At 69.1% G+C, this 24,090-nt stretch carries 24 protein-coding genes and 3 pseudogenes; 6 read left to right on the top strand and 21 right to left on the bottom strand.

All coding sequences use genetic code 11. The features are described 5' to 3' along the window. Positions 1–40: 40 nt before the first annotated feature. On the bottom strand, positions 41–784 hold the full coding sequence (locus K1X59_RS02505; protein ID WP_396652597.1) for a Gfo/Idh/MocA family protein: 744 nt from the start codon (positions 782–784) through the stop codon (positions 41–43). After that, a complete protein-coding gene (locus K1X59_RS02500; RefSeq protein ID WP_258567032.1) occupies positions 781–1,068 on the bottom strand; it encodes a Gfo/Idh/MocA family oxidoreductase in 288 nt (95 codons plus the stop codon). Before K1X59_RS02500 ends, K1X59_RS02505 begins: the two co-directional genes overlap by 4 nt. 135 nt (positions 1,069–1,203) lie before the next feature. Between K1X59_RS02500 and K1X59_RS20640 the strand changes: the two are divergent. Beyond that, a pseudogene (locus K1X59_RS20640) lies at positions 1,204–2,280 on the top strand (ROK family protein); the annotation flags it as partial. Positions 2,281–2,438: 158 nt separating this feature from the next. Here K1X59_RS20640 and K1X59_RS20635 read toward each other — a convergent pair. From K1X59_RS20635 to K1X59_RS02485, 3 genes are all read right to left on the bottom strand, one after another. Continuing rightward, entirely contained in the window at positions 2,439–2,777 is a 339-nt protein-coding gene (locus tag K1X59_RS20635; RefSeq protein ID WP_258567031.1) for a GNAT family N-acetyltransferase, read from the bottom strand. 252 nt (positions 2,778–3,029) lie between these two features. Further along, positions 3,030–4,583 (bottom strand): DHA2 family efflux MFS transporter permease subunit, encoded by a 1,554-nt coding sequence (locus tag K1X59_RS02490; RefSeq protein WP_183151736.1) that lies wholly within the window; start codon positions 4,581–4,583, stop codon positions 3,030–3,032. Further along, on the bottom strand, positions 4,580–5,206 hold the full coding sequence (locus K1X59_RS02485) for a PadR family transcriptional regulator (RefSeq protein WP_220173881.1): 627 nt from the start codon (positions 5,204–5,206) through the stop codon (positions 4,580–4,582). The genes K1X59_RS02490 and K1X59_RS02485 overlap by 4 nt, the downstream gene beginning before the upstream one ends. Before the next feature lie 77 nt (positions 5,207–5,283). Between K1X59_RS02485 and K1X59_RS02480 the strand changes: the two genes are divergently transcribed. Further along, a complete protein-coding gene (locus K1X59_RS02480) occupies positions 5,284–6,162 on the top strand; it encodes a phosphoribosylaminoimidazolesuccinocarboxamide synthase (RefSeq protein ID WP_183151735.1) in 879 nt (292 codons plus the stop codon). A 4-nt stretch (positions 6,163–6,166) separates the two neighbouring features. Here K1X59_RS02480 and K1X59_RS02475 read toward each other — a convergent pair whose 3' ends face one another. Together K1X59_RS02475 and K1X59_RS02470 are read right to left on the bottom strand one after the other, a co-directional pair. Then, entirely contained in the window at positions 6,167–6,562 is a 396-nt protein-coding gene (locus K1X59_RS02475; protein WP_183151734.1) for a type II toxin-antitoxin system VapC family toxin, read from the bottom strand. After that, a complete protein-coding gene (locus K1X59_RS02470; RefSeq protein WP_183151733.1) occupies positions 6,559–6,822 on the bottom strand; it encodes a type II toxin-antitoxin system VapB family antitoxin in 264 nt (87 codons plus the stop codon). Before K1X59_RS02470 ends, K1X59_RS02475 begins: the two co-directional genes overlap by 4 nt. Positions 6,823–6,934: 112 nt before the next feature. Here K1X59_RS02470 and K1X59_RS02465 point away from each other — a divergent pair, with 112 nt between their 5' ends. After that, a complete protein-coding gene (locus K1X59_RS02465; RefSeq protein WP_183151732.1) occupies positions 6,935–8,263 on the top strand; it encodes a uracil-xanthine permease family protein in 1,329 nt (442 codons plus the stop codon). Positions 8,264–8,338: 75 nt separating this feature from the next. Here the strand turns inward: K1X59_RS02465 and K1X59_RS02460 are convergent, their stop codons facing one another. The 8 genes and pseudogenes from K1X59_RS02460 to K1X59_RS02440 all read right to left on the bottom strand — a co-directional run bounded on the left by K1X59_RS02460 (position 8,339) and on the right by K1X59_RS02440 (position 14,471). Further along, a complete protein-coding gene (locus tag K1X59_RS02460; protein WP_183151731.1) occupies positions 8,339–10,051 on the bottom strand; it encodes a biotin carboxylase N-terminal domain-containing protein in 1,713 nt (570 codons plus the stop codon). Beyond that, a complete protein-coding gene (locus tag K1X59_RS20630; protein WP_258567252.1) occupies positions 10,048–10,239 on the bottom strand; it encodes a biotin-dependent carboxyltransferase family protein in 192 nt (63 codons plus the stop codon). Before K1X59_RS20630 ends, K1X59_RS02460 begins: the two co-directional genes overlap by 4 nt. A gap of 95 nt (positions 10,240–10,334) precedes the next feature. After that, a pseudogene (locus tag K1X59_RS20625) lies at positions 10,335–10,748 on the bottom strand (allophanate hydrolase); the annotation flags it as partial. After that, a complete protein-coding gene (locus K1X59_RS20620) occupies positions 10,685–11,317 on the bottom strand; it encodes an allophanate hydrolase subunit 1 (protein ID WP_258567030.1) in 633 nt (210 codons plus the stop codon). The gene K1X59_RS20620 and the pseudogene K1X59_RS20625, both read right to left, overlap by 64 nt. Continuing rightward, a complete protein-coding gene (locus K1X59_RS20615) occupies positions 11,245–11,625 on the bottom strand; it encodes a carboxyltransferase domain-containing protein (protein ID WP_258567029.1) in 381 nt (126 codons plus the stop codon). The genes K1X59_RS20620 and K1X59_RS20615 overlap by 73 nt, the downstream gene beginning before the upstream one ends. Continuing rightward, positions 11,625–12,425, bottom strand: coding sequence for a putative hydro-lyase (locus tag K1X59_RS02450; protein ID WP_183151730.1), 801 nt, complete (start codon positions 12,423–12,425; stop codon positions 11,625–11,627). Before K1X59_RS02450 ends, K1X59_RS20615 begins: the two co-directional genes overlap by 1 nt. Next, the gene (locus K1X59_RS02445; RefSeq protein ID WP_183151729.1) at positions 12,422–13,189 is read right to left on the bottom strand and encodes a LamB/YcsF family protein; all 768 of its coding nucleotides are present in this window, start codon (positions 13,187–13,189) and stop codon (positions 12,422–12,424) included. The genes K1X59_RS02450 and K1X59_RS02445 overlap by 4 nt, the downstream gene beginning before the upstream one ends. 4 nt (positions 13,190–13,193) lie before the next feature. After that, positions 13,194–14,471, bottom strand: a complete 1,278-nt coding sequence (locus K1X59_RS02440) for an NRAMP family divalent metal transporter (protein WP_183151728.1) — start codon at positions 14,469–14,471, stop codon at positions 13,194–13,196. A 152-nt stretch (positions 14,472–14,623) separates the two neighbouring features. Here K1X59_RS02440 and K1X59_RS02435 point away from each other — a divergent pair, with 152 nt between their 5' ends. Beyond that, entirely contained in the window at positions 14,624–15,280 is a 657-nt protein-coding gene (locus tag K1X59_RS02435) for a GntR family transcriptional regulator (RefSeq protein WP_183151727.1), read from the top strand. Between the two features lie 13 nt (positions 15,281–15,293). Here the strand turns inward: K1X59_RS02435 and K1X59_RS02430 are convergent, their stop codons facing one another. Continuing rightward, the gene (locus tag K1X59_RS02430; RefSeq protein WP_183151726.1) at positions 15,294–15,974 is read right to left on the bottom strand and encodes a TetR/AcrR family transcriptional regulator; all 681 of its coding nucleotides are present in this window, start codon (positions 15,972–15,974) and stop codon (positions 15,294–15,296) included. Positions 15,975–16,099: 125 nt separating this feature from the next. Here K1X59_RS02430 and K1X59_RS02425 point away from each other — a divergent pair, with 125 nt between their 5' ends. Both K1X59_RS02425 and K1X59_RS02420 read left to right on the top strand, forming a co-directional pair. After that, positions 16,100–16,972 carry a DUF1266 domain-containing protein gene (locus K1X59_RS02425; RefSeq protein WP_183151725.1) on the top strand — a complete coding sequence of 291 codons (873 nt, stop codon included), beginning with the start codon at positions 16,100–16,102 and terminating at the stop codon, positions 16,970–16,972. A gap of 92 nt (positions 16,973–17,064) precedes the next feature. Continuing rightward, positions 17,065–18,006, top strand: a complete 942-nt coding sequence (locus tag K1X59_RS02420; protein ID WP_183151724.1) for a hypothetical protein — start codon at positions 17,065–17,067, stop codon at positions 18,004–18,006. A 92-nt stretch (positions 18,007–18,098) separates the two neighbouring features. Here K1X59_RS02420 and K1X59_RS02415 read toward each other — a convergent pair whose 3' ends face one another. The 5 genes and pseudogenes from K1X59_RS02415 to K1X59_RS02395 all read right to left on the bottom strand — a co-directional run bounded on the left by K1X59_RS02415 (position 18,099) and on the right by K1X59_RS02395 (position 24,036). Then, positions 18,099–19,094 carry a LacI family DNA-binding transcriptional regulator gene (locus tag K1X59_RS02415; protein ID WP_183152738.1) on the bottom strand — a complete coding sequence of 332 codons (996 nt, stop codon included), beginning with the start codon at positions 19,092–19,094 and terminating at the stop codon, positions 18,099–18,101. Between the two features lie 123 nt (positions 19,095–19,217). Continuing rightward, on the bottom strand, positions 19,218–20,648 hold the full coding sequence (locus K1X59_RS02410) for a GH1 family beta-glucosidase (RefSeq protein WP_183151723.1): 1,431 nt from the start codon (positions 20,646–20,648) through the stop codon (positions 19,218–19,220). 5 nt (positions 20,649–20,653) lie between these two features. Further along, entirely contained in the window at positions 20,654–21,544 is an 891-nt protein-coding gene (locus K1X59_RS02405; protein ID WP_183151722.1) for a carbohydrate ABC transporter permease, read from the bottom strand. A gap of 180 nt (positions 21,545–21,724) precedes the next feature. Then, positions 21,725–22,357, bottom strand: a pseudogene (locus tag K1X59_RS22670) (carbohydrate ABC transporter permease); the annotation flags it as partial. A 368-nt stretch (positions 22,358–22,725) separates the two neighbouring features. After that, positions 22,726–24,036, bottom strand: coding sequence for an ABC transporter substrate-binding protein (locus tag K1X59_RS02395; RefSeq protein ID WP_183151720.1), 1,311 nt, complete (start codon positions 24,034–24,036; stop codon positions 22,726–22,728). Positions 24,037–24,090 lie beyond the last annotated feature (54 nt).

The following is a 24,090-nucleotide window of genomic DNA, read 5'->3' as shown; positions in this document are numbered from 1 at the left end:
TGGTGCAGGTTCATGCGGTGGTGCGGGGTGATGCGGGGGGTCAGACCGAGATGTCGACGACTTGTCCGGACTCGAGTGCGGTGTGCACGGCCACGATCGCCGCCGTGATGAGCAGCCCGTCGTGCGCGTCCGGCACCTCGACCTCTTCGCCGCGCACGAGGCGGACGAAGTCGGAGACCATGTCGATCGGCACGCCGTGGATGCGGCCGGCACGCTCGTACACCGCCGACTGCACGAGCTGTCCGCGGTCGGCACCGTAGTCGATCACTCCATCGTCGGCGCCGTCGATGTGCACGACGTGCGCGGCGGACTGGATCTCGTAGCGGAAGTCGAAGACCGAGGGCATGGACTCGGGCAGCACCCACGAGGAGTTGAGCGCCACGTGCGAGCCGTCCGCCATGGTGAAGATGGCGTTGACGCGGTCCCAGGTGTCGATGCCGGAGTCCGAGAGCCGGTCGCGTGCGCCGACGGCATACACGGACACGGGAGTGGTGCGGCCGATCCAGCACGCCAGGTCGAGGGAGTGCGGCATGAGGAACCATGCCGGCGAGCTCTTCGCCGACCAGGAGAGCATCTCGGTCGGCACGAACACGGTGTCGTTGAGGTGGATGATCTGGGCGCTGATGCGGGGGTCGCCGTCGACGCCGAGCCGGTCGCGCACGGCGGAGTACCGCACGTTCCACCGGTTCTCGAAGCCCACCATGACACGGACGCCCGCCGCCGCGGCCTCGTCGAGGATGGCCCGAGCGTCGTCGACCTCGGTCGCCAGCGGCTTCTCGATCATGAGGTGGAGTCCGGCGCGGGCACTGAGCACGGCGGCCTCGCGATGCGCGAAGTCGGGGTGGCGATCACCACGGCGTCGAGCTCGGGGTGGGCCGACAGCAGGTCCTCGGTGCTCGCATGACCCGGAACTCCGAGCTGGTCGACCATCGCCGCGAGCACGGCGGGGCTGCGGTCGCAGATCGCGACGAGTTCCGCATCGGGGTTCTCCTGGAGCGCGCGGGCGAACATCCCGCCTCGGATCCCTCCGCCGATGACTCCGACTCGTGCTGACCTGCTCAGATTCACTGCCTACCCCACTTCGTCATGGATCGTCCCGCGCGCCGCGAGGTATGTATGACACTAAACCATACATTCTTCCTTGTAAACTGATCCGTAGACGGAGCATCGCCGCCACCCGTCGCGACCGGAAAGGCAGGTGCCATGGCACCGTCCCGCAAATCTCAGCCCGACCTGGTGTTCTCCGACCAGTCCGCGCGTCGGCCCCTGATCACCACGAGTGCGATCGGAGCAGCCAACCGCCGTCGGGTCCTCGAGACCCTGCACCGCCTCGGCCCGTCCAGCCGCGCTCAGCTGGCGAGGTCGCTGGGCGTGAACCGGGCCACGATCGCGACGATCCTGCAGCCGCTTCTCGACTCGTCCACCCTCGTCGAGGGCGACCCCGTCGCGCCGTCCGAGGCCGGAGGCAAGCCCGCCCGTCCGCTCTGGTTCCGCGACGACGGACCATGGCTCGGAGCCGTGCATCTCTCCCCCGACTTCGTCGTGGCTGCGCGGATCGCCTTCGACGGCACGATCCACGAGATGAACCGCGCCGAGTACAGCCGTGACGCCTCCGCCGAAGAGATCATCGAGCGGCTGCACGACGTGACCGACGCCTGCTTCGCGGGAGTGCAGCTGGTCGGCATCGGCGTCGCCGCGGCCGGCATGGTCGACACCAGCACGGGGAGCGTCATCTCGATGCATCTGACCCCGGGCCTCAACGGGCTCCCCGTCGTCGCGCTCCTCCAGAAGCGCTTCGGCGCGACCACGCTCGTGGACCATCACCCGCGCGTGCAGGCGCTCGGCGACCGCTGGTTCGGACTCGGCCGCGAGGTGCAGGACTTCGCCTCCGTGTACACCGGGGAGGCGCTGGGCTTCGGCATCGTGCACGGCGGCGAGGTGCTGCGCGGGGAGAACGGCGCCGGCGGAGAGTCCGGCCACACGATCGTGCAGCTGGACGGCGCCCTGTGCCGATGCGGCCGCCGCGGATGCTGGGAGACGGTCGCGACCCTCGGTTGGCTCCGCGATCGGGCAGCGGCAGCCGGACTCCGCGGTGCGGAGACCCTCGACTCCCGCGCCCTCGCCGCGTTGGCGGAGGACGGGTCGGAGGGCGCGTCCTCCCTGCTCGACCTCTACGCCAGGAACCTGGCGATCGGCATCGCGAACAACGAGCAGATCCTGGCTCCCGGCCACTACATCATGCACGGCGACGCCTGCACGGGCGGCGAGGCGATGCGGGTCGCGCTCCGGAACTGGGTCACCCGACTCGCTCCGGAGCGCGGCCGCCCCCGACGGTCATGTTCGCCGACGACCCCGACCAGATCACTCTCCTGGGCGGGGCCGGGCTCTCGTGCTCGTCGGTCTTCAGCACGCAGGCGTGACCTGCGGCGCCGACCGCGTCAGTCCTGCGGGATCGCGATCCAGTACTGCCGCACGCGGGGAGCCCCGGCCTGCGAGGGGTCGATCACGCCTTCGAGCTCGCCCCCGGCGCCTTCGATCGTGCGGATCGAGCCGGAGTTGTCGTCGTCGCAGGTGAGCATCACCCGGTCGTAGCCTTCGGCCCTGGCGCGCCGGAGCAGCAGGCGCAGAGCCTCACGGACGATGCCTTCACGGCGACGCGTCGGGATGACCGAGTAGCCGATGTGCCCGCCGAACCTCCGCAGGTAGTCGTTGAGCTCGCGCCGGAAGGCGATGAAGCCGACGACCTGGTCTCCTCCGTGATCCAGAAGTGATCGCACGGGACGCGGTCGTCCGGCAGCGCGGCACCCGGGGTCGCGTACAGCTCCGCCATCGCGATGAAGGCCTCGCACGCGGCCCGATCGGGCACGACCCCTGCTCCAGGCCCGCACCGTCGATGTGTCCTCCGTCGAACTCGGCCACGGCGGCGGCCCAGGAGTCGAAGAGGTCGATGGTCGGTCGGGTGAGGGCGATCGTCATCACCTCAGCAGACCAGATCCGGTCCCCGTGCGCAAACCGCCGGTCGCCGGACGCTACTCCGGACGCGCGGGCTCGGAGGCAGCCGCATCCGCCTTGTCGTAGCGCCCGAGGAAGAGGGATGCGATCAGGGCCACCACGATCACGGACGCGGGCAGCAGGATCGACTGCGACATGCCAGCGGCGAAACCCTCCGCGACCTGCGGGGGCAGCGCACCTCCGCCGATGCCGGCCGGGGCGTCGGAGAGACCGGGAAGGTTCGCCTCGAGCCGGGACTGCATGAAGGCGGCGATGGATGCGGAGCCGATGACCGAACCGATCGTGCGTGTGGTGTTGTAGATGCCGGCGCCCGCGCCCGCCTGACGCGGCGGCAGCTTGCGCGTGGCCGTGGTGGCGAGCGGTCCCCACATGCCGGCGTTGCCGATACCCATGAGCGCCGAAGGGAGCAGGAACATCCAGATCTCCGTCTCCATGTTGATCAGGGCCGCGTACCAGACCAGCGCACCGGCGACGCAGAGGAGGCCGGGGATGAGGATGATCCGGGGGTCGACCCGGTCCAGGATCTTTCCGGCGACCGGAGCCAGCGCGCCGGAGAGCACGGCCATCGGAATCAGGAGCAGTGCCGCCTCGGTGGGCGTGAGGCCGCGTGCGCTCTGGAGGAAGAACATCATCGGCAGCGACATGCTCGTCACGGTGAAGCCGACCGCGGCGATGGCGACGTTGGCCCCGGAGAAGTTGCGGTCGCGGAACAGCGCGAGCGGCACGAGGGGCTCGCTGCGCGTGCGGGCCTGCTGCACGATGAACAGGGCGAGCACCACGAGCCCCGTGATGATCAGACTCCACACGGAGATGGGCCCCCAGATCACGCCCCAGTCGAACTTCTCGCCCTCCTGGAGTCCGAACACGATCAGGAACAGGGCCACGGCGCTCAGCACGACGCCGACGATGTCGAAGCGGTGCGGATGGGTCGCGAGCTTCGGGACCAGTCGCCATGCGAGCACGAACGCGACGATGCCGACGGGGATGTTCACGAAGAAGATCCACTCCCAGCCGAACCCGTCCACCAGCAGACCACCCACGAGGGGCCCGACCAGGGTGGCGACACCGGCGGTCGCACCCCACAGGCCCATCGCGGCGCCTCGGCGCTCGGGCGGGAAGGTGCGGGTGATCACGGCCATCGTCTGCGGGGTCATGAACGCTGCACCGAGCCCCTGCACCGCACGGGCGGCGATGAGCATCTCGAGCGACTCCGACAGGCCGCACCACAGCGAGGCGAGCGTGAACACCGCGAGCCCGATGAGGTAGATGTTCTTCGGGCCGAAGCGGTCGCCGAGTCGACCGGTGATCAACAACGGCACCGCATACGCGAGCAGGTATGCGCTCGTGACCCACACCACGTTGTCGAGGTTGTTCGTGTTCGGGTCGAGCGCGGCCTTGATGGCCGGGTTCGCGACCGAGACGATCGTGGTGTCGACGAGGATCATGAAGAAGCCGATGACCAACGCCCACAGGGCCGGCCACGGGCTCGCGGGCCTGTGACCGGCGGAGTACGTGCCGGTCGTGGTGGGGACGGAGGCCGTGGAGCCGCCGTCGCGCGCCGATTCTGTCATTGTCGTGCTGCCTTTCTTTGAGCGCGGTAGCGCTCGGAGTTCGAGAAAGCGGAGGGACCCCAGGGGATGGCGTCGGACTCGAGACGGGAGAGCAGCGAGTCGAGCCAGCGCAGTTCGGCGTCGAGCATCGCTTCCTGTCGTTCGATCTCGACGAGCACCTGCGGGGGGACGCCCTTCGCCACGGCCGTGGAGAAGCCGTCGCGGTGCAGGACGTGCGATTCGGCGAGAGCGTGACGGCGTTCACGCAGGAGCGGGATCACCTCGTCGCGTTCGAGGTTGTGCGCCTCGGCGAGCGCGATGCGGGCATCGGTGTCGCGGTCGATGCGAGGCAGCGCACGGCGCACCCAGGCGACGACCGCCTCCCGTCCGGCGGCCGTGAGCGTGTAGGTCGTGCGTTCGGGGCGGTTCCCCTCCCGATCGACGCCGACCTCTTCCAGCAGTCCGGCTTTCTGGAGCCGCGCGACCGTGTGGTACAGCGTGCCGTTCGTGACGGCGAGCAGACGGTCGTCGTGGCGCGCGCGGAGCAGCCGCACCATCTCATAGGGGTGCATGTCGCCCTCGCGCAGCAGCGCGAGCACCATCACCCCCAGCGGGGTGAGCGTGTCGACGGCGTCCTTCTTCATGATCCCTCTCAAATAGTCCACATGGACTATACAGCCATCGGGCGGGATCGCGCACAGGACTCCGGGATAATGGGCGGGTGAGCACCCCTTCAGAAGGCACGGCACAGAGCATCCCCGGTTGGCGGCACATCTACTCGGGCAAGGTCCGCGACCTGTACGCCTCGGAAGACCCGGAGGACACGCGCATCCTCGTCGTGGCATCCGACCGGGTCAGCGCGTTCGACTTCGTGCTCTCCCCCGGCATCACCGACAAGGGTGCGCTGCTGACGCGATTGAGTCGCTGGTGGTTCGCACAGCTCTCCGACTTCCCCGACCACATCGCCGAGGGTGAGCTTCCCGAGGCCGTCGCCGACCGCGCGATGCTCGCGCAGTCGCTCGAGATGCTGCCGATCGAATGCGTCGTGCGCGGCTACATCACGGGGTCCGGCTGGGCCGAGTATCAGGAGAGCGGCACGGTGTGCGGCATCCCGCTGCCCGCCGGTCTGCACAACGGCGACCGACTGCCCGAGCCGCTGTTCACCCCGGCGTACAAGGCGCCGATGGGCGAGCACGACGAGAACATCACGTTCGAGCGCGTCGTCGAGCTGGTCGGTGCGGACCGCGCGGCCGAGCTTCGCGACACCTCACTCGCGATCTACGCCCGGGCCGCCGCGATCGCCGAGGAGAAGGGCCTGATCCTCGCCGACACCAAGTTCGAGTTCGGGACGGATGCCGACGGCACGCTGCGACTGGCCGACGAGGTGCTCACGAGCGACTCCTCCCGGTACTGGGACGCCCAAGCCTGGCGCACCGGCACCACCCCGAGCGAGCGCATGGCGAGCTTCGACAAGCAGATCGTGCGCGACTGGCTCGCCGCGAACTGGGACAAGCAGGGCGAGCCGCCCGCACTTCCCGACGAGGTGGTCGAGCGCACCGCCGACCGCTACCGCGAGCTGATCGACCGCCTGGGGGCCTGAGCCGTCAGGCGGACTCCATCCGTCGCACGTCGGTGTGCACGAAATCGTCGCCCTTGAACAGCAGCGGCTCGTCGCGCGTGATCGCGAGCGCATACGAGAAACAGTCGCCGTAGTTCAGGCGAGCGGGGCTCCCCGATCCGCGGCCGTAACGCGCATAGGCGTTTCCCGCCAGGCGCGCCTGTGCCTCGTCGACCGGAAGCACCGCCACGGCAGCGGAGCGCAGCAAGACATCGAGTTCACGCACCATCCCCTCTCCGGCCTTGCCATGGAGGACGATCATGCACTCGGTGAGCGACGCTGCCGAGATCATGGGATCTTCCGTCGCGAGGCGGAAGGAGAACTCCGCTGCCTCCGCCTCCTCCATCAAGATCGCGACCAGAGCCGACGAATCGACGATCACCGGGGCATCCCCGCCTCGTCGTAGAGCTCATCCATGATCTCTTCTGTGGTGCGGCCCGTCCGCGGAATGAGTCGGGCTCGCGCGACCACGGCGTCGATCGCCGCCCGCTTGCGCTCGATCTCCTCCTCTCGGCTCTGCTCCAACTCGGCGAGCCGGCGACGAACCGCATCCTCGACCGCACCCGTCTGACTCTGCCCCGTGAGGGCCGCCAACCGACGGACGAGCTCATGCGTCGTCTCGTTCTTGATGTTCAGGCTCATGTCTACCATTCTACCGCGCCTTCTACCATGGGAGACGGCGCTCAGGGAAAACTCAGGAATCGGTAGTGTTGCTCCAGCACTCCTGCCATCCCCCGAACCCTGAGGAGCCCGCATGGCCCTGTGGAAGCTGCATGGAAACGGTCGCACGGTCGAGCCCGGCGCCGTCGTCCGCCCCGATGAGCGACTGAACTGGCCGGCGACGATCGCGATCGGCCTCCAGCACGTGGTCGCCATGTTCGGCGCGACCTTCCTCGTCCCGATCATCACCGGATTCCCGGTCGCCACGACGCTGCTCTTCAGCGGTGTCGGCACGATCCTGTTCCTGCTCGTCACGCGCAACAAGCTGCCCAGCTACCTGGGCTCGTCGTTCGCGTTCATCGCGCCCGTCACGGCCGCGACCGCCTCCGCGAACATGGGCACCGCCCTCGCCGGCATCGTCGCGGTCGGTGTGCTGCTGGCGATCATCGGCGTCGTGGTGCACACGGTCGGGGTCAAGTGGGTCGACCGCTTCCTGCCGCCGGTGCTCGCCGGCACGATCGTCGCCCTCATCGGGTTCAACCTCGCAGGGGCCGCGCACAACAACTACGCCGCAGCCCCCGTGACCGCGACGTTCACCCTCGCGATCACTATCCTCTTCGCGGTCGTGTTCCGCGGCTTCCTCGGCCGCATCTCGATCTTCCTCGGCGTGATCGCGGGCTACATCTTCGCGGCCTTCCGCGGCGAACTGAACTTCGAGGCCGTCGAGAAGGCCGACTGGGTCGGCCTGCCCACCTTCCACCTCCCGAACTTCACCGAGCCGGGCACGCTGACGGCTCTCGCGATGTTCCTCCCGGTGGTGCTGGTGCTGATCGCGGAGAACGTGGGCCACGTCCGCGGCGTCGCGACCATGACGGGTGACGCGACCGTGAACGAGCAGACCGGCAAGGCGCTGATCGCCGACGGCGTGTCGACGACCCTGGCCGGTTTCTTCGGCGGGTCGGGCACCACGACCTACGGCGAGAACATCGGTGTGATGGCTTCCACGCGCGTCTACTCCACCGCCGCATACTGGGTCGCCGGTGCGGCCGCGATCCTGCTCAGCCTGTCGCCCAAGTTCGGCGAGGTCATCAACTCGGTGCCCGCCGGCGTGCTCGGCGGCGTGACGACCGCCCTGTACGGCCTGATCGGCGTCATCGGCATCAAGATCTGGGTCGACAACCGCGTCGACTTCTCGCGCCCGGTCAACCAGTACACGGCAGCCGTGGCCCTGATCATGGCCGTCGGCGGGTTCATGATCAAGGACGAGGCATCCGGCTTCGAGCTCGGCGGCATCGTCATCGCCACGGTCGCGGCGATCCTCATCTACCACCTGGGCAACCTCATCGCCCGGCTGCGCAAGACCGGCGCCGACGACCCGAAGCCCCTCGAGGCCGTCGGCCCGCTCGGCGGCGACCCCGCGTAGGCAGGACAGCGCACGCACGAGACCCCGGCCGCCTCTCACGAGGCAACCGGGGTCTTCGCGTTTCGCGGCAGCGTCTCAGGAGATGACCGCGAGCACCCCGTCCGCGGCGACCATCGCCGAGAGTTCGGCACGCTGCGACAGGGTGCCTCCGCGGTGCGCGGGCACCGTGGTCTCCATCTTCATCGCGTCGAGGACGGCGACCGGGTCGCCCTCCGCCACCTCGGCGCCGTCGTCGACGAGCCACCGCACGAGCGTTCCCGGCACCGGCGAGCGCAGTTCCGTCGGATCGGCGACGGATGCCACCGCCGCGGAATCCGCCGGACGCCCGAGACCGGCGAGGAGAGCCGAGGGCAGACCGAGCATCACGCGTCGCCCGTCGATCTCGACGGGGAACCGCTGCAACCCGGCATCCGCCACGGCTGCCGACCGCGGCTGCATCTCGAGCTTCGGCAGCAGGGCGCTCTCGATCCACTGCGTGTGCACCGCGAAGGTCTCGGTGGCGAACGCCGGGTCGTCGAGCGCCCGCAGGTCGAACGGGATGACGGTCGCCGGGCCCTCCACCACGAGTTCCCGCAGCGCGCGTCTCGCACGCACCAGGGCGGCGTCACGCGTCTCCGCGAGCACGATCAGTTTGGCCATCATCGAGTCGAAGGCCGGCTCGACGACGTCTCCCTCATCGATGCCGCTGTCCCAGCGCACACCGGGACCCCCGGGTATCCGGAGCTTCTCGACTCGACCGGGGCTGGGCAGGAAACCGCGGCCGGGGTCCTCGGCGTTGATGCGGAACTCGAAGGCGTGCCCCTGCGGTTCGGGCGTCTCGGTGAAAGACGGTCCCTCGCCGAATGCGATCCGGAACTGCTCGCGCACCAGATCCGCCCCTGTCACCGCCTCGGTCACCGGATGCTCGACCTGGAGCCGCGTGTTCACCTCGAGGAACGAGATCGTGCCGTCCGCCGCGAGCAGGAACTCCACCGTCCCCGCACCCCGATACTCGACCGCGCCGCAGATCGACCGTGCCGCCTCGTGGAACCGTGCCCGCTGCTCGGGTGAGAGTCCAGGGGCTGGGGCCTCCTCGATGAGCTTCTGGTTGCGCCGCTGCATCGAACAGTCACGGTCGCCGACGACCACGACACCGCCGCGACCGTCGCCGAGCACCTGCACCTCGATATGCCGTGGGCTCTCGAGGAAGCGCTCGACGAAGCACTCCCCGCGGCCGAACGCCGCGATGGCCTCACGCGTCGCGGCATCGAAGGCCTCGGCGACCTCCGACAGCTCGCGTACGACCTTCAACCCGCGGCCGCCCCCGCCGAACGCGGCCTTGATCGCGATCGGGAGTCCGTGCTGCTCGGCGAAGGCGACGGCTTCCTCCGGGCCGGCGAGCGGCTCGTCGGTCCCCGCGGCGAGCGGAGCCCCGACCTGCTGCGCGATGCGTCGCGCCGTCATCTTGTCGCCGAGCGCGTCGATGCTGTCGGGCGTCGGTCCGATCCAGACCAGTCCAGCGCCCTCCACCGCCCGCGCGAACGCCGCACTCTCGGAGAGGAACCCGTACCCCGGGTGCACGGCGTCTGCTCCGGACTCGCGCGCGGCGGCGAGCAGCGCGTCGATCGACAGGTACGTCGTCGCCGCGGTATCGCCGCCGAGACCCACGGCCTCGTCGGCCAGACGCACGTGCAGGGCATCGACATCCTGGTCCGCGTACACCGCGACCGAGGTGTACCCGGCCTCGGCACAGGCGCGGACGACGCGCACGGCGATCTCTCCGCGGTTCGCGATCAGCACCTTTGTCATGAGGTCTCCTTGACGATGAAGCGGACGCGCACGCCCGGTGCCAGCTGGCCCGCGAGATCGAGGCTGCTGTCGGTGAGGGCGCCGATGATCGGATAGCCGCCGGTGAGAGGGTGGTCGGGCAGGAACAGCACGGGCTGCCCGTCGGGCGGCACCTGGATCGCACCGGTGACCGCGCCCTCGCTGGGCAGCTCGCCCCGGTGGAGCGCTCGAGGGGCACCTCTCCTTCGAGGCGGATTCCGACGCGATCGGAGCGGGGTGTGACGGTCCAGTCCTGACCGGTGAGAGTCGCCAGCGCCGCCGGTGTGAACCAGTCGTCGCGCGGGCCGAGGGTGATCTCCAGGTCGACGACGTCGCCGGGTTCCGGGAGCTCTCGCCCCGGGGCATCGAGCTCGACCGGGTGTGCGGCGGCATCGCCGATCGGGACCAGGTCGCCCGCCGCCAGGGGCATCGGCCCGAGTCCTGCAAGCGTGTCCGCGGCGCGGCTGCCGAGCGCCGGCGTCGTATCGACCCCGCCGCGGACCGCGATGACATAGCGCAGCCCGCGTTCAGGGTGGCCGAGGGTCAGCTCGTCACCGTCGACCGTGGCGAACGGCTCTCCGTGCGTGACGTCGCGCACGGCGCCATCAGCTTCGGTCAGTGTGATCGTGCCGAGTGCCCCGGCGACAGCGGCGACACCGGGGCCGTGGAACCGCAGCACCGCTCCCCGACGCTCTCCAACACGGCGGCCTCGGTCGTGTTGCCCACGGCACGGTTGGCGTCGCGCATCGCGCGGCGGTCGGCGGCCCCGGACGCCGAGACTCCGAGCGCCGCATAACCGGGGCGCCCGGCATCCTGCACCAGCAGCTGCAGCGAGGGGCGGACGATCTCGACGGCGGGGTTCGCGCCAAGGCCGCGAACATCCGCATCGGCAGGTCGCGCGGCCGCACGCAGTGCCTCGTCGCTGCCTCCGTCTCCGCCGAGTCGAGCGCTCGCCCTGACGTGTTCGAACCGCACGGTCGTCCCGGGTGACAGCAACGCGGGAGGAGTGCGGTCGATGTCCCACATCACGGCGTCCGTGCGGCCGATGAGCTGCCAGCCACCCGGACTCTCCCGCGGGTACACCCCGGTGAACTGCCCTGCCAGCGCGACCGAGCCGGCGGGCACACGGGTGCGCGGCGATGCTCGGCGCGGCACGTCGAAGAGCGGGTCGCTGCTCACCACGTAGCCGAACCCGGGGGCGAAGCCCGAGAACGCGACCCTCCAGTCGGCGGCGAGGTGGCGGTGCACCAGCTCCCCGTCGAGACGCCGAGCAGAGAAGCCGCCTCGTCGAGGTCTTCCCCGTCGTAGCTCACGGGCACAGTGGCCTCTCCGGTCTCCGGCAGGTGATCCGCGTCGACCCGTGTCGATGACAGCACCGCCGCGAGCTCTCGCGCCGACACGCGCAGGGGATCGAAGCGCACCAGTACCGTCCTGGCTCCGGGGATGCGCTCGACGATGCCAGGCACGTCCTCCCAGGCGAGGTTCAGCCGCATGGCCTCGTCGAGGTCTGACGCCTCGACGAGCAGGGCCCGATCGGATGCCGTGAGGATGCGCATCAGACGATGTACTCCGCATCCGGGACGTCGGTGATGAACATGTACCCCGGGGCGTGTGTGATGGCGAACGGCGGCTTCGAGGCCATGATCGCGGCCTGGGGCGTGACACCGCACGCCCAGAACACCGGCACCTCGCCCTCGCGCACCTCGGGGGCGTCTCCGAAGTCGGGGTGCGCCAGGTCGACGATGCCGAGCGACGCGGGGTCGCCGATGTGGACGGGAGCGCCGTGCACCGCGGGAGTGCGTCCCGAGATCTGCACGGCATCGGCCACCCGATCCGCGGCGATCGGACGCATCGACACGACCATCTCACCGCTCAGGCGCCCCGCCGGGACGCACGCGACCGCCGTGCGGTACATCGGCACGTTCCGTTCGAGCTCCTGGTGGCGGATCGGGATCCCCGCCTGAACGAGACCCGATTCGAACGTGAAGCTGCATCCGATGAGGAACGCGACGAGGTCGGGGTGCTCTGCCCAGACCTCCGTCGCATCGTCGACCTCCTCCGCCAGCTCGCCGTCGCGCCAGATGCGGTACCGGCCGATGTCGGTGCGGATGTCGCTGCCCGGCGCGAGCCGAGACTCCACATCGCCCTGCTCGATGACCTCGAGAACGGGGCACGGCTTGGGGTTCCGTTGCGTGAACAGCAGAGTCTCGAAGGCCCAGTCGGCCGGCACGGCGATGAGGTTCGCCTGGGTCAGCCCCACGGCGACTCCGCTGGTCGGCTCGGCGCGCCCCGCCCTGATGGCGGCACGGGCGGCGCGGGCGTCGGCGAGTTGCTCGGCGGTGGCGAGAACGGTCATCGCGCGCCCGCGAACGGCGCGATGGTGATGCCCGCATCCTGCAGCATCCGCCTGGTCTCCGCAGCCATGGCGACCGAACCAGGGCTGTCGCCGTGCACGCAGATCGACTGCGCGACCACGGGCACGTCGGAGCCGTCGATCGCCCGGATCACGCCGTCGGACGCGAGACGCACCATGCGCTCCGCGACCTCGGAGGGGTCGTGCAGCACGGAGCCGGCCTCGGTGCGCGAGACGAGCTGACCATCCGGCTGATATGCCCGATCCGCGAAGGCCTCTGCCGCGATGGCGAGACCGGCACGCTCGGCGACGTCGAGCACGACGCCGCCCGCGAGGCCGAGCAGGACCAGACTCGGGTCGATCGCGCGGATCGCCGCCACGACGTCCTTCGACTGCCGCTCGTCGCGGGCGATCGTGTTGTACAGCGCGCCGTGCGGCTTGACGTACGAGACCCGTCCGCCGACCGCGGAGGCGAGGCCCAGCAGAGCGCCGAGCTGATACTCGACATGCGCTTGAAGGGTGGCCGAGTCGATGTCGACCTTCGTGCGCCCGAAGTTCTCGTAGTCGCGGTAGCCCGGGTGCGCGCCGATCACGACGCCGCCCTGCACGGCCGCCGCGAGCGTCTCGCGGATGCCCTCGGGGCTGCCCGCATGGAACCCGCACGACACGTTCGCACTCGTGACGATGCGCAGCATGCTCTCATCGTCGCTGACGATCCGATCGGCGACGTTCTCGCCGAGGTCCGAGTTCAGGTCGATGGATGTCATGCGATCACGCTCCGATTCCGAGGAAGGCGAAGATGGGGCCGACCGAGACGATACCCATGTACCAGGTGAGCAGCGTCACGAGCGTACCCGCCACGAGCAGCCACATCGGGTACTTCTTCGTGCCGAGCAGGTCGCGGCGGAACCAGCCGATGTACATGAACACCGTGAGACCGATCGGCAGGATGAGTCCGTTGAAACCGCCGACGAAGACGAGGATGGCGGCCGGCGCCGTGCCGATGGAGAGGTACACGATGAGCGAGACGACGATGAAGGCGACGGTCGCCAGCTGCAGCGCCCAGCCTCCCTTGAGCTTCGCGGTGAAGGTCGAGAGGAACGTGGCCGAGGTGTACGCCGCACCGATGACCGAGCTGATCGCCGCGGCCCAGAAGATGGCGCCGAAGATGCGCAATCCGGCGTCGCCGAGCACCGCGCCGAACGCCTGACCAGCGGGGTTCGCCGCCTGGCTCGACAGGTCGAGCGCGACCCCGGAGGCGACGACGCCGAGGATGGCGAGGAACAGCACGTAACGCATGATTCCGGTGACGAGGATGCCGTTGGCGGCGGCGCGCATCACGGGACCGGCGTGCGCGGGGCCGGTGTGGCCGGAGTCGAGGTAGCGGTGTGCGCCGGAGTAGGTGATGTACCCGCCGACGGTGCCGCCGACGATCGTGGTGATCGTGGCGAAGTTCAGCTCGTCGGGCAGGAAGGTCTGCCGCAGCGCCTCGCCGATCGGGGGCTGGGAGACGAAGGCGACGATCAGGGTCATCACGATCATCCCGATGCCCAGGACGATGAGGACGATGTCCATCACCCGGCCGGCCTTCTTGATCAGGAAGATGATGATCGCGAGGCCGGCGGTGAGGACGCCACCGACCTTGGGGTCGATGCCGAGCAGGGCGTTGAGCCCCAGCCCGCCTCCGGCGATGTTGCCGATGTTGAAGGCGAGACCGCCGATCACGACGAGGACGGCGATCACGTGCCCGGAGAAGGGGATGGCGCTGTTGGCGAGCTCGCCCGCACGCTTTCCCGAGGAGGTGATCATGCGCCACACGTTCAGCTGCACCGCGATGTCGATCAGGATCGAGACGAGGATGGCGAACGCGAACGCGGCGCCCATCTGCGCGGTGAAGGTGGCGGTCTGCGTGATGAAGCCGGGGCCGATGGCGCTGGTGGCCATGAGGAAGATCGCGCCGATGACGGCGCTGCGGCCCGCGCGCTTCTTCGCGGTGGCAAGGCGGGTCTCGTCTTCGGGGGACAAGGATGCGGGGGACTGATCGGACATGTGCGGGGGATTCCCATCGTCGTTGGTGGGTGTCGATAGACACTCAGTGTAGAACGTATTAGAGAGGATTGTTCAACAATCATGTTTCGATCGTGCTACGGCGTGGTTGCGTTTCTGTGATCCTCGCCGCCCCGGGCACCTACGATGAAGGCATGAACCAGCAGGGCATGCTCGCCGACGTGCTCCGTCAGCGCATCATCGACGGCGACTTCGCCCCGGGCTCCCGCCTGTCGGAGTCGACTCTCGCCGAGCAGTTCGACGTGTCGCGCAACACGCTCCGCGAAGCGTTCCGCGTCCTCGCCGAGCAGGGGCTGGTCGAGCACATCCCCCACCGAGGAGTCTCGGTGGCGTCTCCGGCCATCGCCGACGTGATCGACATCTACCGGGCGCGCCGGGTGATCGAATGCACGGCCCTTCGCGAGTCGGAGCCCGAGCACCCCGCGGTCCAGCGGATGAAGGATGCCGTGGACGCCGCCGAGGCCGCCGGCACCGGGGCAGGCCACGACGACGCGTCCGCCTGGCGCGCGGTCGGCAGCGCCAACATGGCTTTCCACGTCGCGCTCGTCGACCTGGCGGACAGCCCCCGCCTCGCGCGCACCTACCGCGACGTCGCGGCGGAGCTGCGACTGGCCTTCCTGAAGATCGACGATCCTCGCTCGCTCCACGAGCCCTTCGTCCGCAAGAACCGGGCCGTGCTCGACACCTTCCTCAACCGGGGTCCGCACGCGGGAGCCACCGAGCTCGAGAGGTATCTCGTGCAGTCCGAGCGCGTGGTCCTCGGCGCCTTCGCCCGCATGAACCTGACCTGAGGCGCCGCGACCCTCAGTCGCCCTGGCTCCGCTGCTCCGGAGACAGCGCCGCGGTCGCGCGCGGGCGCGGCTCACCGTCACGCAGCGGGACCGGAGGCACGATGGGCGTCGTCGGATCGGGCAGACCGTAGCGGCGATGCATCCACCGCCTGGCCTCTTCCAACGGATAGGTCTCGCCGAAGACCGCAGCCTTCACGAAAACGCCCTCGAGTGTGCTGCGGAGCATGACCTCCTCGAGGGAGGGGTCGTCCGCGCCGCGCGCGCGGAACAGGTCGCGCACGGCATCCTCGGCCGCGGTCGCCGCCTCTTCATGCCGCGCCTCCGACTCGGCGAAGAGCCGGTGCGTCGAGGGCTGCTGCTGCATCGCCAGCACCGCGCGCTGCAGCGGGATCGCATAGGCGGTCGCGGTGAGCGCCCCGTCGATGACCGCGGCCAGCATCTCGTCTGGCGTGCCCTCGACACGGGCGAAGCTGAGCACGGTCTCGAACCACCGGTCGATGACGGCGCCGACGAGCTGGTCCTTCGCGCCGAAGTGGTAGTTCACGAGCCCCTGGGCGACGCCTGCCCTGGAGGTGATCTCGGCGATGCTCGCGCCCGACACGCCGCGCTCGCTGAACACCTCGATCGCGGCCTGCAGGATGTTCTCCCGCGCGCGTTCTCTGGCCAGGCGATTCTGCGCGTCGGTGCGTGCCATGCGGCGTCCACCTCCTGAGATCCGTCGGCTGCGGTGTTTCCGAATCGGTCCCCTGACGTATAGATTACTCACTGAATGTACGTTCAATCTAATAGCGGACGCGCCACCCCACTTCCAGGAGCACCATGCACTCTTTCGCGAGCGTCGACTTCAACAGCATCACGTCGATCTTCGAATGGCTCATCAGCCAGTGGTGGGTCTGGGCCGTCGTCGGCGCCGTGGTGCTGTTCTTCCTCGTGGTCTGGATCCTGCCCGACGCGAAGGTCAAGGCCGCACCGGAGTTCACGACGACCGACACCGAGGCCGACGAGATCGCGCTCGGCTTCCTGCAGATCGTGAACCTCCCGTCCGGCCTCTGGAACGACCCGAAGGCGTCGCTCCTCGGCGATCGCGAGAAGAAGGTGCTCGTCGAGCAGTGGGGAGTGCACACCCGTGGCGACTGGCTGGCCAACATCGAGCGGCTCACGGGCGCCCGTCGTCGGCGCGAGGTGTGGATGCTGTACCTCGCGGTGCGCGCGGAACTCGCCGAGCGCCTCGGGCGCACTCCGAAGGCGAAGGAATGGCTGGCCGCGATCGTGCAGGAGGGCGGGGACAAGCGCGACGCCCGCACCTTCGTGACCTCGATCGAGTACTCCGAGGCGCAGGTGCGCAAGCGCGTCGGCAAGGACGTCGTCACCCCCGACCTCTTCGTGCGGACGCTCGACGGCTACGCGCTCGGACAGGCCGTCGCGATGACGACCTGGGGCGTCGCGTTGGGTCACGGCGACGTGACGGAGGCCCGAGGGATCATCCACCGCATCAACGAGGAGGGTCGTCCCGCGTTCACGTCCTGGGCCGACTTCGGGCTGAGCTACCTCGTCGGTCGGGTCATGCACTGGTCGGACGGAAACGTCGACGAGAAGTCGTTCGAGAAGTTCGGTGATGGATGGTCCGACTTCAAGGCCGCGATGTCCGAGAAGCGCAACGGCCCCTGGGCGACGCTGCCATGGAGCCTGTAGCCGTAGACCTGGAACCGCTGCGACGGGGCGCGGGTCTCCGCGACATCCTCGCGTACGAAAGGCTCTGCGGAATCCCTCCGCATCGCCGGTTCTTGGTCATCCTCACCGCGGTGCTGCTGTTCGCCGCCGCGATGCTGACCGGCCTGTGGTTCCTCGGACGCGGCGACATCCTCACGGTCGCGCCGATCCTCGGCGTCGTCGTCGTGGGGTACACGCTCCTCGCCGCGGGCGGATTCCTCTGGTACGCCGTGGGGGTGGGCCGCCGGGTGAAGATCGCCGCGTTCGCCTGGCAGAACGGATGGGCGTACGCCGACGCGCTCGAGCGCACGCGTCGCCCCGGTGCCGCCTTCGCGCGGGTCGCGCACGGTCGGGAACGCGGGATCGTCGCGTGCGACGACGAACGGATGCCGTTCGAGCTCGGCATGCATCACTCGGTGTCGCGCGGACAGCAGCGTGCCACGATCCAGCGGCCGTTCGCCTTCGTCGAGCTGCCGCTGCCGTCGTCGGTGCCGCACATAGTGCTGGCCAACCGCACCCGCAGCATCATCCCGACGCTGGGCCTCGGGCGCGGTGCCGCACGACTGGACCTCGAAGGAGACTTCGCGAAGACGTTCCGCCTGATCGTGCCGGACGGCTACCAGCAGGACGCGCTCTACATCTTCACGCCCGACCTGATGGCGCGCGTGCTCGACCTCGGCTCCGGCGCCGAGATCGAGCTCGTGTCCGATCGGCTGTACGTGTATCTTCCGGCGAGCACCCGCTTCGACCGCGCCGAGACCATGGCCGCCACGGTCGTGCTCGCCGAGGAGTTCCATCGCCGGTTCGCCGCACGCACGGAGTTGTACCGCGACGACGCGGCCGGAGCGATCGCCGCGAAGGCCGGTGTCGCCGTCGGACTGCGTGGGCAGCGGCTCGGCGGCCGCGGGATCTCCCTCCTCGCCGTCGCCGGAACGGCCGCGGCGCTGCTGGTCACCGCCGGCATCACCGCCTTCACCCTGTTCGGCGGTGATCTGCGGGCATCGATCTTCGGCTGAGACGCTCAGCCGAACCAGACGCACGGGTGCGTCCCTGGCCCGGAGGGGGCGCCAGGGGCGTGCCCGTGTCCATACCGGTCGCGGGATCGACGTCAGGCCGAGGCGCGGACCACGAGCTCCGTCGGCAGGATCGTCGTCTGCGGCGGATCCTCGCCGGCGAGACGGGAGAGCAGGATCCGGGCCATGGCCTCGCCCTGCGCGTACATCGGCTGCCGCATGGTCGTGAGCTGCGGATCGGTCGTCACGGCGACGGACGAGTCGTCGAAGCCGACCAGAGCGATGTCCTCCGGCACGCGCACACCCGCGGCGCGCAGCACCGTCAGCGCGCCCCTCGCCATGAGATCGCTGGCGACGAAGAGCGCATCGGGGCGGCCGACGTCGAGGATGCGTCGCATCGCGTCCGCTCCGCTGGCCTCGCTGTAGTCGCCCTCCTCCTCCGCGAACGGCGTGAGCCCGGCATCCGCGAGCGCGGCGCGGAAGCCCTGGATGCGATCACCCGAGGAGACCATCGTCACGGGGCCGGAGATCGTCGCGATCCGTTTCCGTCCGATGTCGATCAGCCGCCGCGTCGCCTCGCGGGCGCCTGCCACGTTGTCGACATCGACGACGTAATCGCCTTCATGTCGGCGCACCGGCCGCCCGCCGTAGACGACCGGCACCGCGTCGGCCACCCTGTCGATGAAGGCGTCGCTCGTGTGATGTGACACGATCAGGGCGCCGTCCACCCCGCCGTTGCGCACGAACCCGGTCATCTTGTCGCCGGGGTCGTCACTGGCGATGAGCAGGTTCAGCAGGTAGTCGGAGCCACCGAGCGCCCCCGTGATCCCCGCGACGATCGCGGCGAAGAACGGGTCTCCGAAGAAACGGTTCGTGTCTTCGGGGACGATCAGCGCGATCGCATGGGTCTGTCGCGACGCGAGGGAGCGGGCGGCCCTGTTGGGCACGTAGTTCAGCTCGTCGATCGCCGCGCGCACGGCGGCGAGCGCCTCCGGACTCACCGCCGTCGACCCGTTCACGACCCGCGACACGGTCGACCGGGAGACACCGGCGGCGGATGCCACCTCTTCGATGGTCGCTCGGGGCGACATCAGCGTACGCACTCTTCCATCGCCCTATTCTCACCGGTCGGGTGGGCATCTCGTGTCGAATCGCGCAAACGGCGCCATCTGCCCCCGCCGCCGCTCACTCGGTCCGAGACTCGGCGTCGCCCCTTAGAGCGCCCTGGTGGAGATGATGCGCGCGTACTCGCGGCCCGAATCCTTCACGCTCCGCTCCTGGGTGTCGTAGTCGACCCGCACGATGCCGAACCGCTTGTCGTAGCCCCAGGCCCACTCGAAGTTGTCGAACAGCGACCAGTAGAAGTAGCCGCGCACGTCGACACCCGCCTCGGCGGCGTCGAGCACCGCTCCGAGGTGCAGTCGCAGGAACTCGGTGCGCTCGGCGTCGTGCACCCGCGTCTCGCCCTCCTCGACCACCACGACGTCGTCATACGCCGCACCGTTCTCGGTCATGTAGAGCACGGTGCCCGCGGGTTCGGCGTACTCGGTCCAGACGCGCTGCAGCAGGCGGGTGAGGCCCTCGGGCTGCACCTCCCAGTTCTGCGCCGTGCGCGGGAGTCCTCGCTCGACCGCATGGATGCCGGTGCTCGACGGATAGGGGCTGCGGACCGGGCGTGCAGTCGCAGGTCCGCCCGCGGCCGGAGCCTCCGCCGGGGCCGTGCCGGACACGAGGTCGCCGTGGTAGTAGTTCACGCCCTGGGTGTCGATGTGCTGCGAGATCGTCTCCAGGTCGCCCTCGTGCACGGCGGCCTCGAACTGCGCGACCGCGTCGGCATCCACCGCACGGATGTCTTCCACGATGTCGGCAGGGTAGCTGCCGCGGTAGATCGGGTCGAGGAACCACCGGTTGAACTGCCCGTCCACGCGACGGGCGGCGTCGACGTCGGCAGGGTTCTGCGGGTCGGCCGGATCGGCCACCGTGTGGTTCAGGGTGATGCCGAGGTTGAGGGAGGCATCACGTCCACGCAGCTCCTGCACGGTCTTCCCGTGTGCGAGCAGCAGGTGATGCGCGGCGAGCAGTCCCTCGGCGACGCTGGTGTGCCCCGGGGCGTGCTCACCGCCCGTATAGGAGAGGAACGACGAGCACCACGGCTCGTTCAGCGTGGTCCACACGTTCACGCGATCGCCGAGCGCATCGTGCATCGTGCCGGCGTATTCGAGGAACCGGTCGACCGTGTCGCGGTTCGTCCAACCACCGGCATGCTGCAGCGCCTGCGGCATGTCCCAGTGATACAGGGTGAGCCAGGGCAGGATGTCGGCGGCGAGGAGTTCGTCGACCAGCCGCTCGTAGAAGTCGACACCGGCCGGGTTGACCGCTCCGCCGTCCGGTCGCACGCGCGACCATGAGGTCGAGAAGCGGTATGTCTCCAGCCCGAGATCCTTCATGAGCGCGACATCCTGCGGGTACCGGTGATAGTGGTCGCAGGCGACATCGCCGTCGTCCCCGCCGATCACGGCGCCCGGCACCCGGCAGAACGCGTCCCAGATCGACGCCGTACGGCCGTCTTCGAACGCCGCACCCTCGATCTGATAGGCGGCCGTCGCGGCGCCGAAGAGGAAGTTCTCGGGGAAGGAGCGGGTCATAGGGGTCATCCTTTCACCGCGCCCGCCATGATGCCACTGACCAGCTGCCGGCCCGCGACCACGAAGAGCACGAGCAGCGGGAGGGTCGCGAGCACCGCTCCGGCGAGCACGATCGAGTAGTCGATGTAGTACCCGGACTGGAGCTGGCTGAGGGCCGTCTGCAGGGTCGGGTTCTGGGGAGAGAGCACGATCAGCGGCCACAGGTAGTCGGTCCACGCGGTCATGAACGTGAACAGCCCGAGGATCGCCATGGCCGGCCGCGCGGCGGGGAGCCCGACCGTGAGGAAGGTGCGGAACTGGTTCGCCCCGTCCATGCGCGCCGCCTCGATCAGCTCGTCCGGGATCACGTCGACCAGATACTGCCGCATGAAGAAGACGCCGAACGCCGTGACGAGTGTCGGCACGATGACGGCGCCGATCGAGCCGGTCCAGCCGAGCTCGCGCATCAGCATGAACAGGGGGATGATGCCCAGCTGCGTCGGGATGGCCATGGTCGCGATCACGAAGACCATGAGCCCGTCGCGTCCCTTGAACCGCAGCTTGGCGAACGCGTAGCCCGCGAGCGTCGAGAACGTGACCACCGAGATCGTGATGATGCCCGAGATCAGGAAGGAGTTGCCGAGGGCGAGCCAGAAGGGGATCGCATCGAACACCTGGGCCGCGTTGGTGAAGAAGTTCCCGCCGGGGATCAGCGGGAGCGTCTCGCCGCGGGTGGCGTTCGTGCCGCTGGCGACCACGACCGACCACCACAGCGGATACACGCTGCCGATGATGAACGCGGCAAGGAGTCCGTAGGTGAGGAACCCGGGGCGGCTGCCGATGCCCGCGGTCCCGGACGACGTTCCGCGTCTACGGCGGATCTTCTCGGGGACGCTCAGCGCCTGCGTGGCGGTCATCGCGCGTTCTCCTCGGTCGTGGTGGCGATCGTCGTGCCGGCGGCAGCGGTGGCGGCCGCGTTGTCGGCGGTGCGCGCGCGGGCGGCGAGCCGCGCGGTTCTTGGGAGCGTCCCCGGTGGAGATGCGCCGGGAGATGAGGAAGTTGATCACGCCGATCCCCACGATCAGCAGGAACAGCAGGATCGCGACGGCGGATGCCTCTCCGAGGTCTCGCCGGAAGAAGGCCAGCTCCCACAGGAACAGCACCGTGGTCTGGAACTGACGGTCGCTGCCTCCGATGCCGCCGGCGGTCGACACGTCGAACAGGCGCGGCTCGGCGAAGATCTGCAGACCGCCGATGGTCGCGGTGATGATCACGAAGATCAAGGTCGGCCGGATCGTCGGGATCGTGATGGAGAAGAAGCGGCGCGCGGACCCTGCCCCGTCAAGGGCGGCGGACTCGTACAGGTCGCGCGGGACGGCCTGCATCGCGGCCAGCAGGATGAGGGCGTTGTAGCCGGTCCAGCGGAAGTTGACCATGACCGCGATCGCGATGTGCGACAGGGCGGTGTTGTGCTTCCACTCCTGGTCGGCGATGCCGATGAGGTTGAGCAGGTTGTTGGCGAGGCCGTCCGCCTCGTTGAAGATGCTCGAGAAGATGATGGCGACCGCGACCGGGGTGACCACGAACGGGATCAGCACGCTCATGCGCCAGAAGGTCGGGGCACGCAGACCGCGGTCGAGGAGGTAGGCGATCACGAGCGCGACGGCGAGCTGCGGGATCGCGGAGAGGAGGAAGATGCTCAGGGTGTTGCCGATGGAGTTCCAGAACATCGCATCGCCCAGGATCTCGGCGAAGTTGCCGAATCCGACGAAGTCGCCCTCACCCTTGAGCAGGTCCCACTCGTGCACGGCGACCCACACGGTGTAGAGCAGCGGGAACAGGCCGACGAGTCCGAACAACAGGAAGAACGGCGAGATGTAGAAGTACGGCGACGCGTTCTGGTCGAACCGCGAGACGCGGTGGCGCCAGGAGCGCCTCGGCGGAGCATCCTCGGTCGCGGATGCCGCGGCATGCTGCTGCGCAGGCGGGGCGGTGAGAGTCATGGGTGTGTCCTTATCCCGGGTATCCGAGGGTTCCCGTCGCAGTTTCTGCCGTCATCCGCTCGGAGGCGACAGAAACTGCGACGGGAGGAGGGGAATCAGCCGACGAGATCGTTCAGCAGGCCGATGGCCTGATCCCAGGCGCCCTCGGTGTCGGTCTCGCCGCGGTCGAGGCTGCTGAGAGCCGGGCCGAAGACGTTCTCCTGGATCACCGAGTCATCCGCACCCTTGAACTGCGCGACGACGCCCTTGGCCCGCTCGGCGAGGATCGCACCGGTCGGCGCGTCGTTGAAGAACTCGTTGGGCGTGGCCTCCTCGGCCAGGGACTCCTGCGCCTTGATGGTCGAGGGGAAGTTGCCCGCTGCGGCGGACTGCTTCACCTGCTGCTCGGGCTGCGTCAGCCAGTCGGCGAGCTCCGCCGCGGCCTCCTTGTGCTCCGAGGACTCGGGGATCGAGAGGAACGCGCCACCCCAGTTGGCCGCGCCTCCGGGGAACACATCCGCGAAGTCCCATCCGGTCGACGCGTCGCCGCCGCCGGCCTCGACCTGACCCTGCACGACACCGAGCATCCAGCCGGGGCAGACGAAGGTCGCGAAGGTGCCGTCGACGAACGACTTGCCGCCGTTCCAGTCCCACGCGGTCTGCGCGGCGGACTGGCCGCCCTCTGTCGCGGCGCCCAGCAGCTCGAAGCGCTCCTGGAGCTCGTCGTTGCCCTCGACGTTCAGTTCGCCGTCGGCGGTGTAGTAGCCCTCGTCGAGCTGGTTGACCATGGCGTTCCACACGAAGCCGGAGTGGTCGTACCAGGCCTTGCCGGTCTTGGCCGTGTAGTCGGCGCCGACCTTGAAGTAGTTCTCCCAATCGCCGTTGAGCAGCTCGGCGACGGACTCGCGGTCGCTCGGGAGGCCGGCGGCCTCGAACGCGGCACCGTTGTAGCAGATGCCGCTCGGACCGATGTCGGTGCCGTAGCCGATGACGCGGCCTTCGGCGTCGGTGGCCTGGCCGTACTTCCAGTCGACCCAGTCGTCCTTGCGGTCTTCGATGCCGTAGTCGCGCAGGTCGACGAAGGTGTCGGAGACGTCCATGATCGCCCCGAGCCAGCCCTCCTCGATCGCGACGACGTCGCTGAGACCGGAGCCGGCGGCGATCTTGGTGAAGGCATCGGTGCGGGCGTTGCCACCCGTGTCGATGTTGGTCGCCTCGATCTTCACATTCGGGTGCGCCTTCTCGTATTCCTTGTAGAGGTCTTCGTAGCCGAAGGTGCCGAAGGTGGTGACGGTCAGTGTGACCTCTTCGTCGGCGCTTCCTCCGTCGGCGTCGCCGGTGTTTCCGGAACAGCCGGCGAGGGCGAGGGCGGAGACGGATGCCACGGCGGCGATCGCGAGGATCCGGTGGCGGGCACGTGTGTTCACAGTTCACTCCTTTGTGGTGGTCGTGCGGTGTTGCTGCATCGGGACGTCGTGGGA

Origin of the sequence: Microbacterium sp. Se5.02b, from assembly GCF_019464375.1 — a bacterium.
Taxonomy (GTDB): Bacteria; Actinomycetota; Actinomycetes; order Actinomycetales; family Microbacteriaceae; genus Microbacterium.
This window is presented reverse-complemented; position numbering and strand designations above follow the sequence as displayed.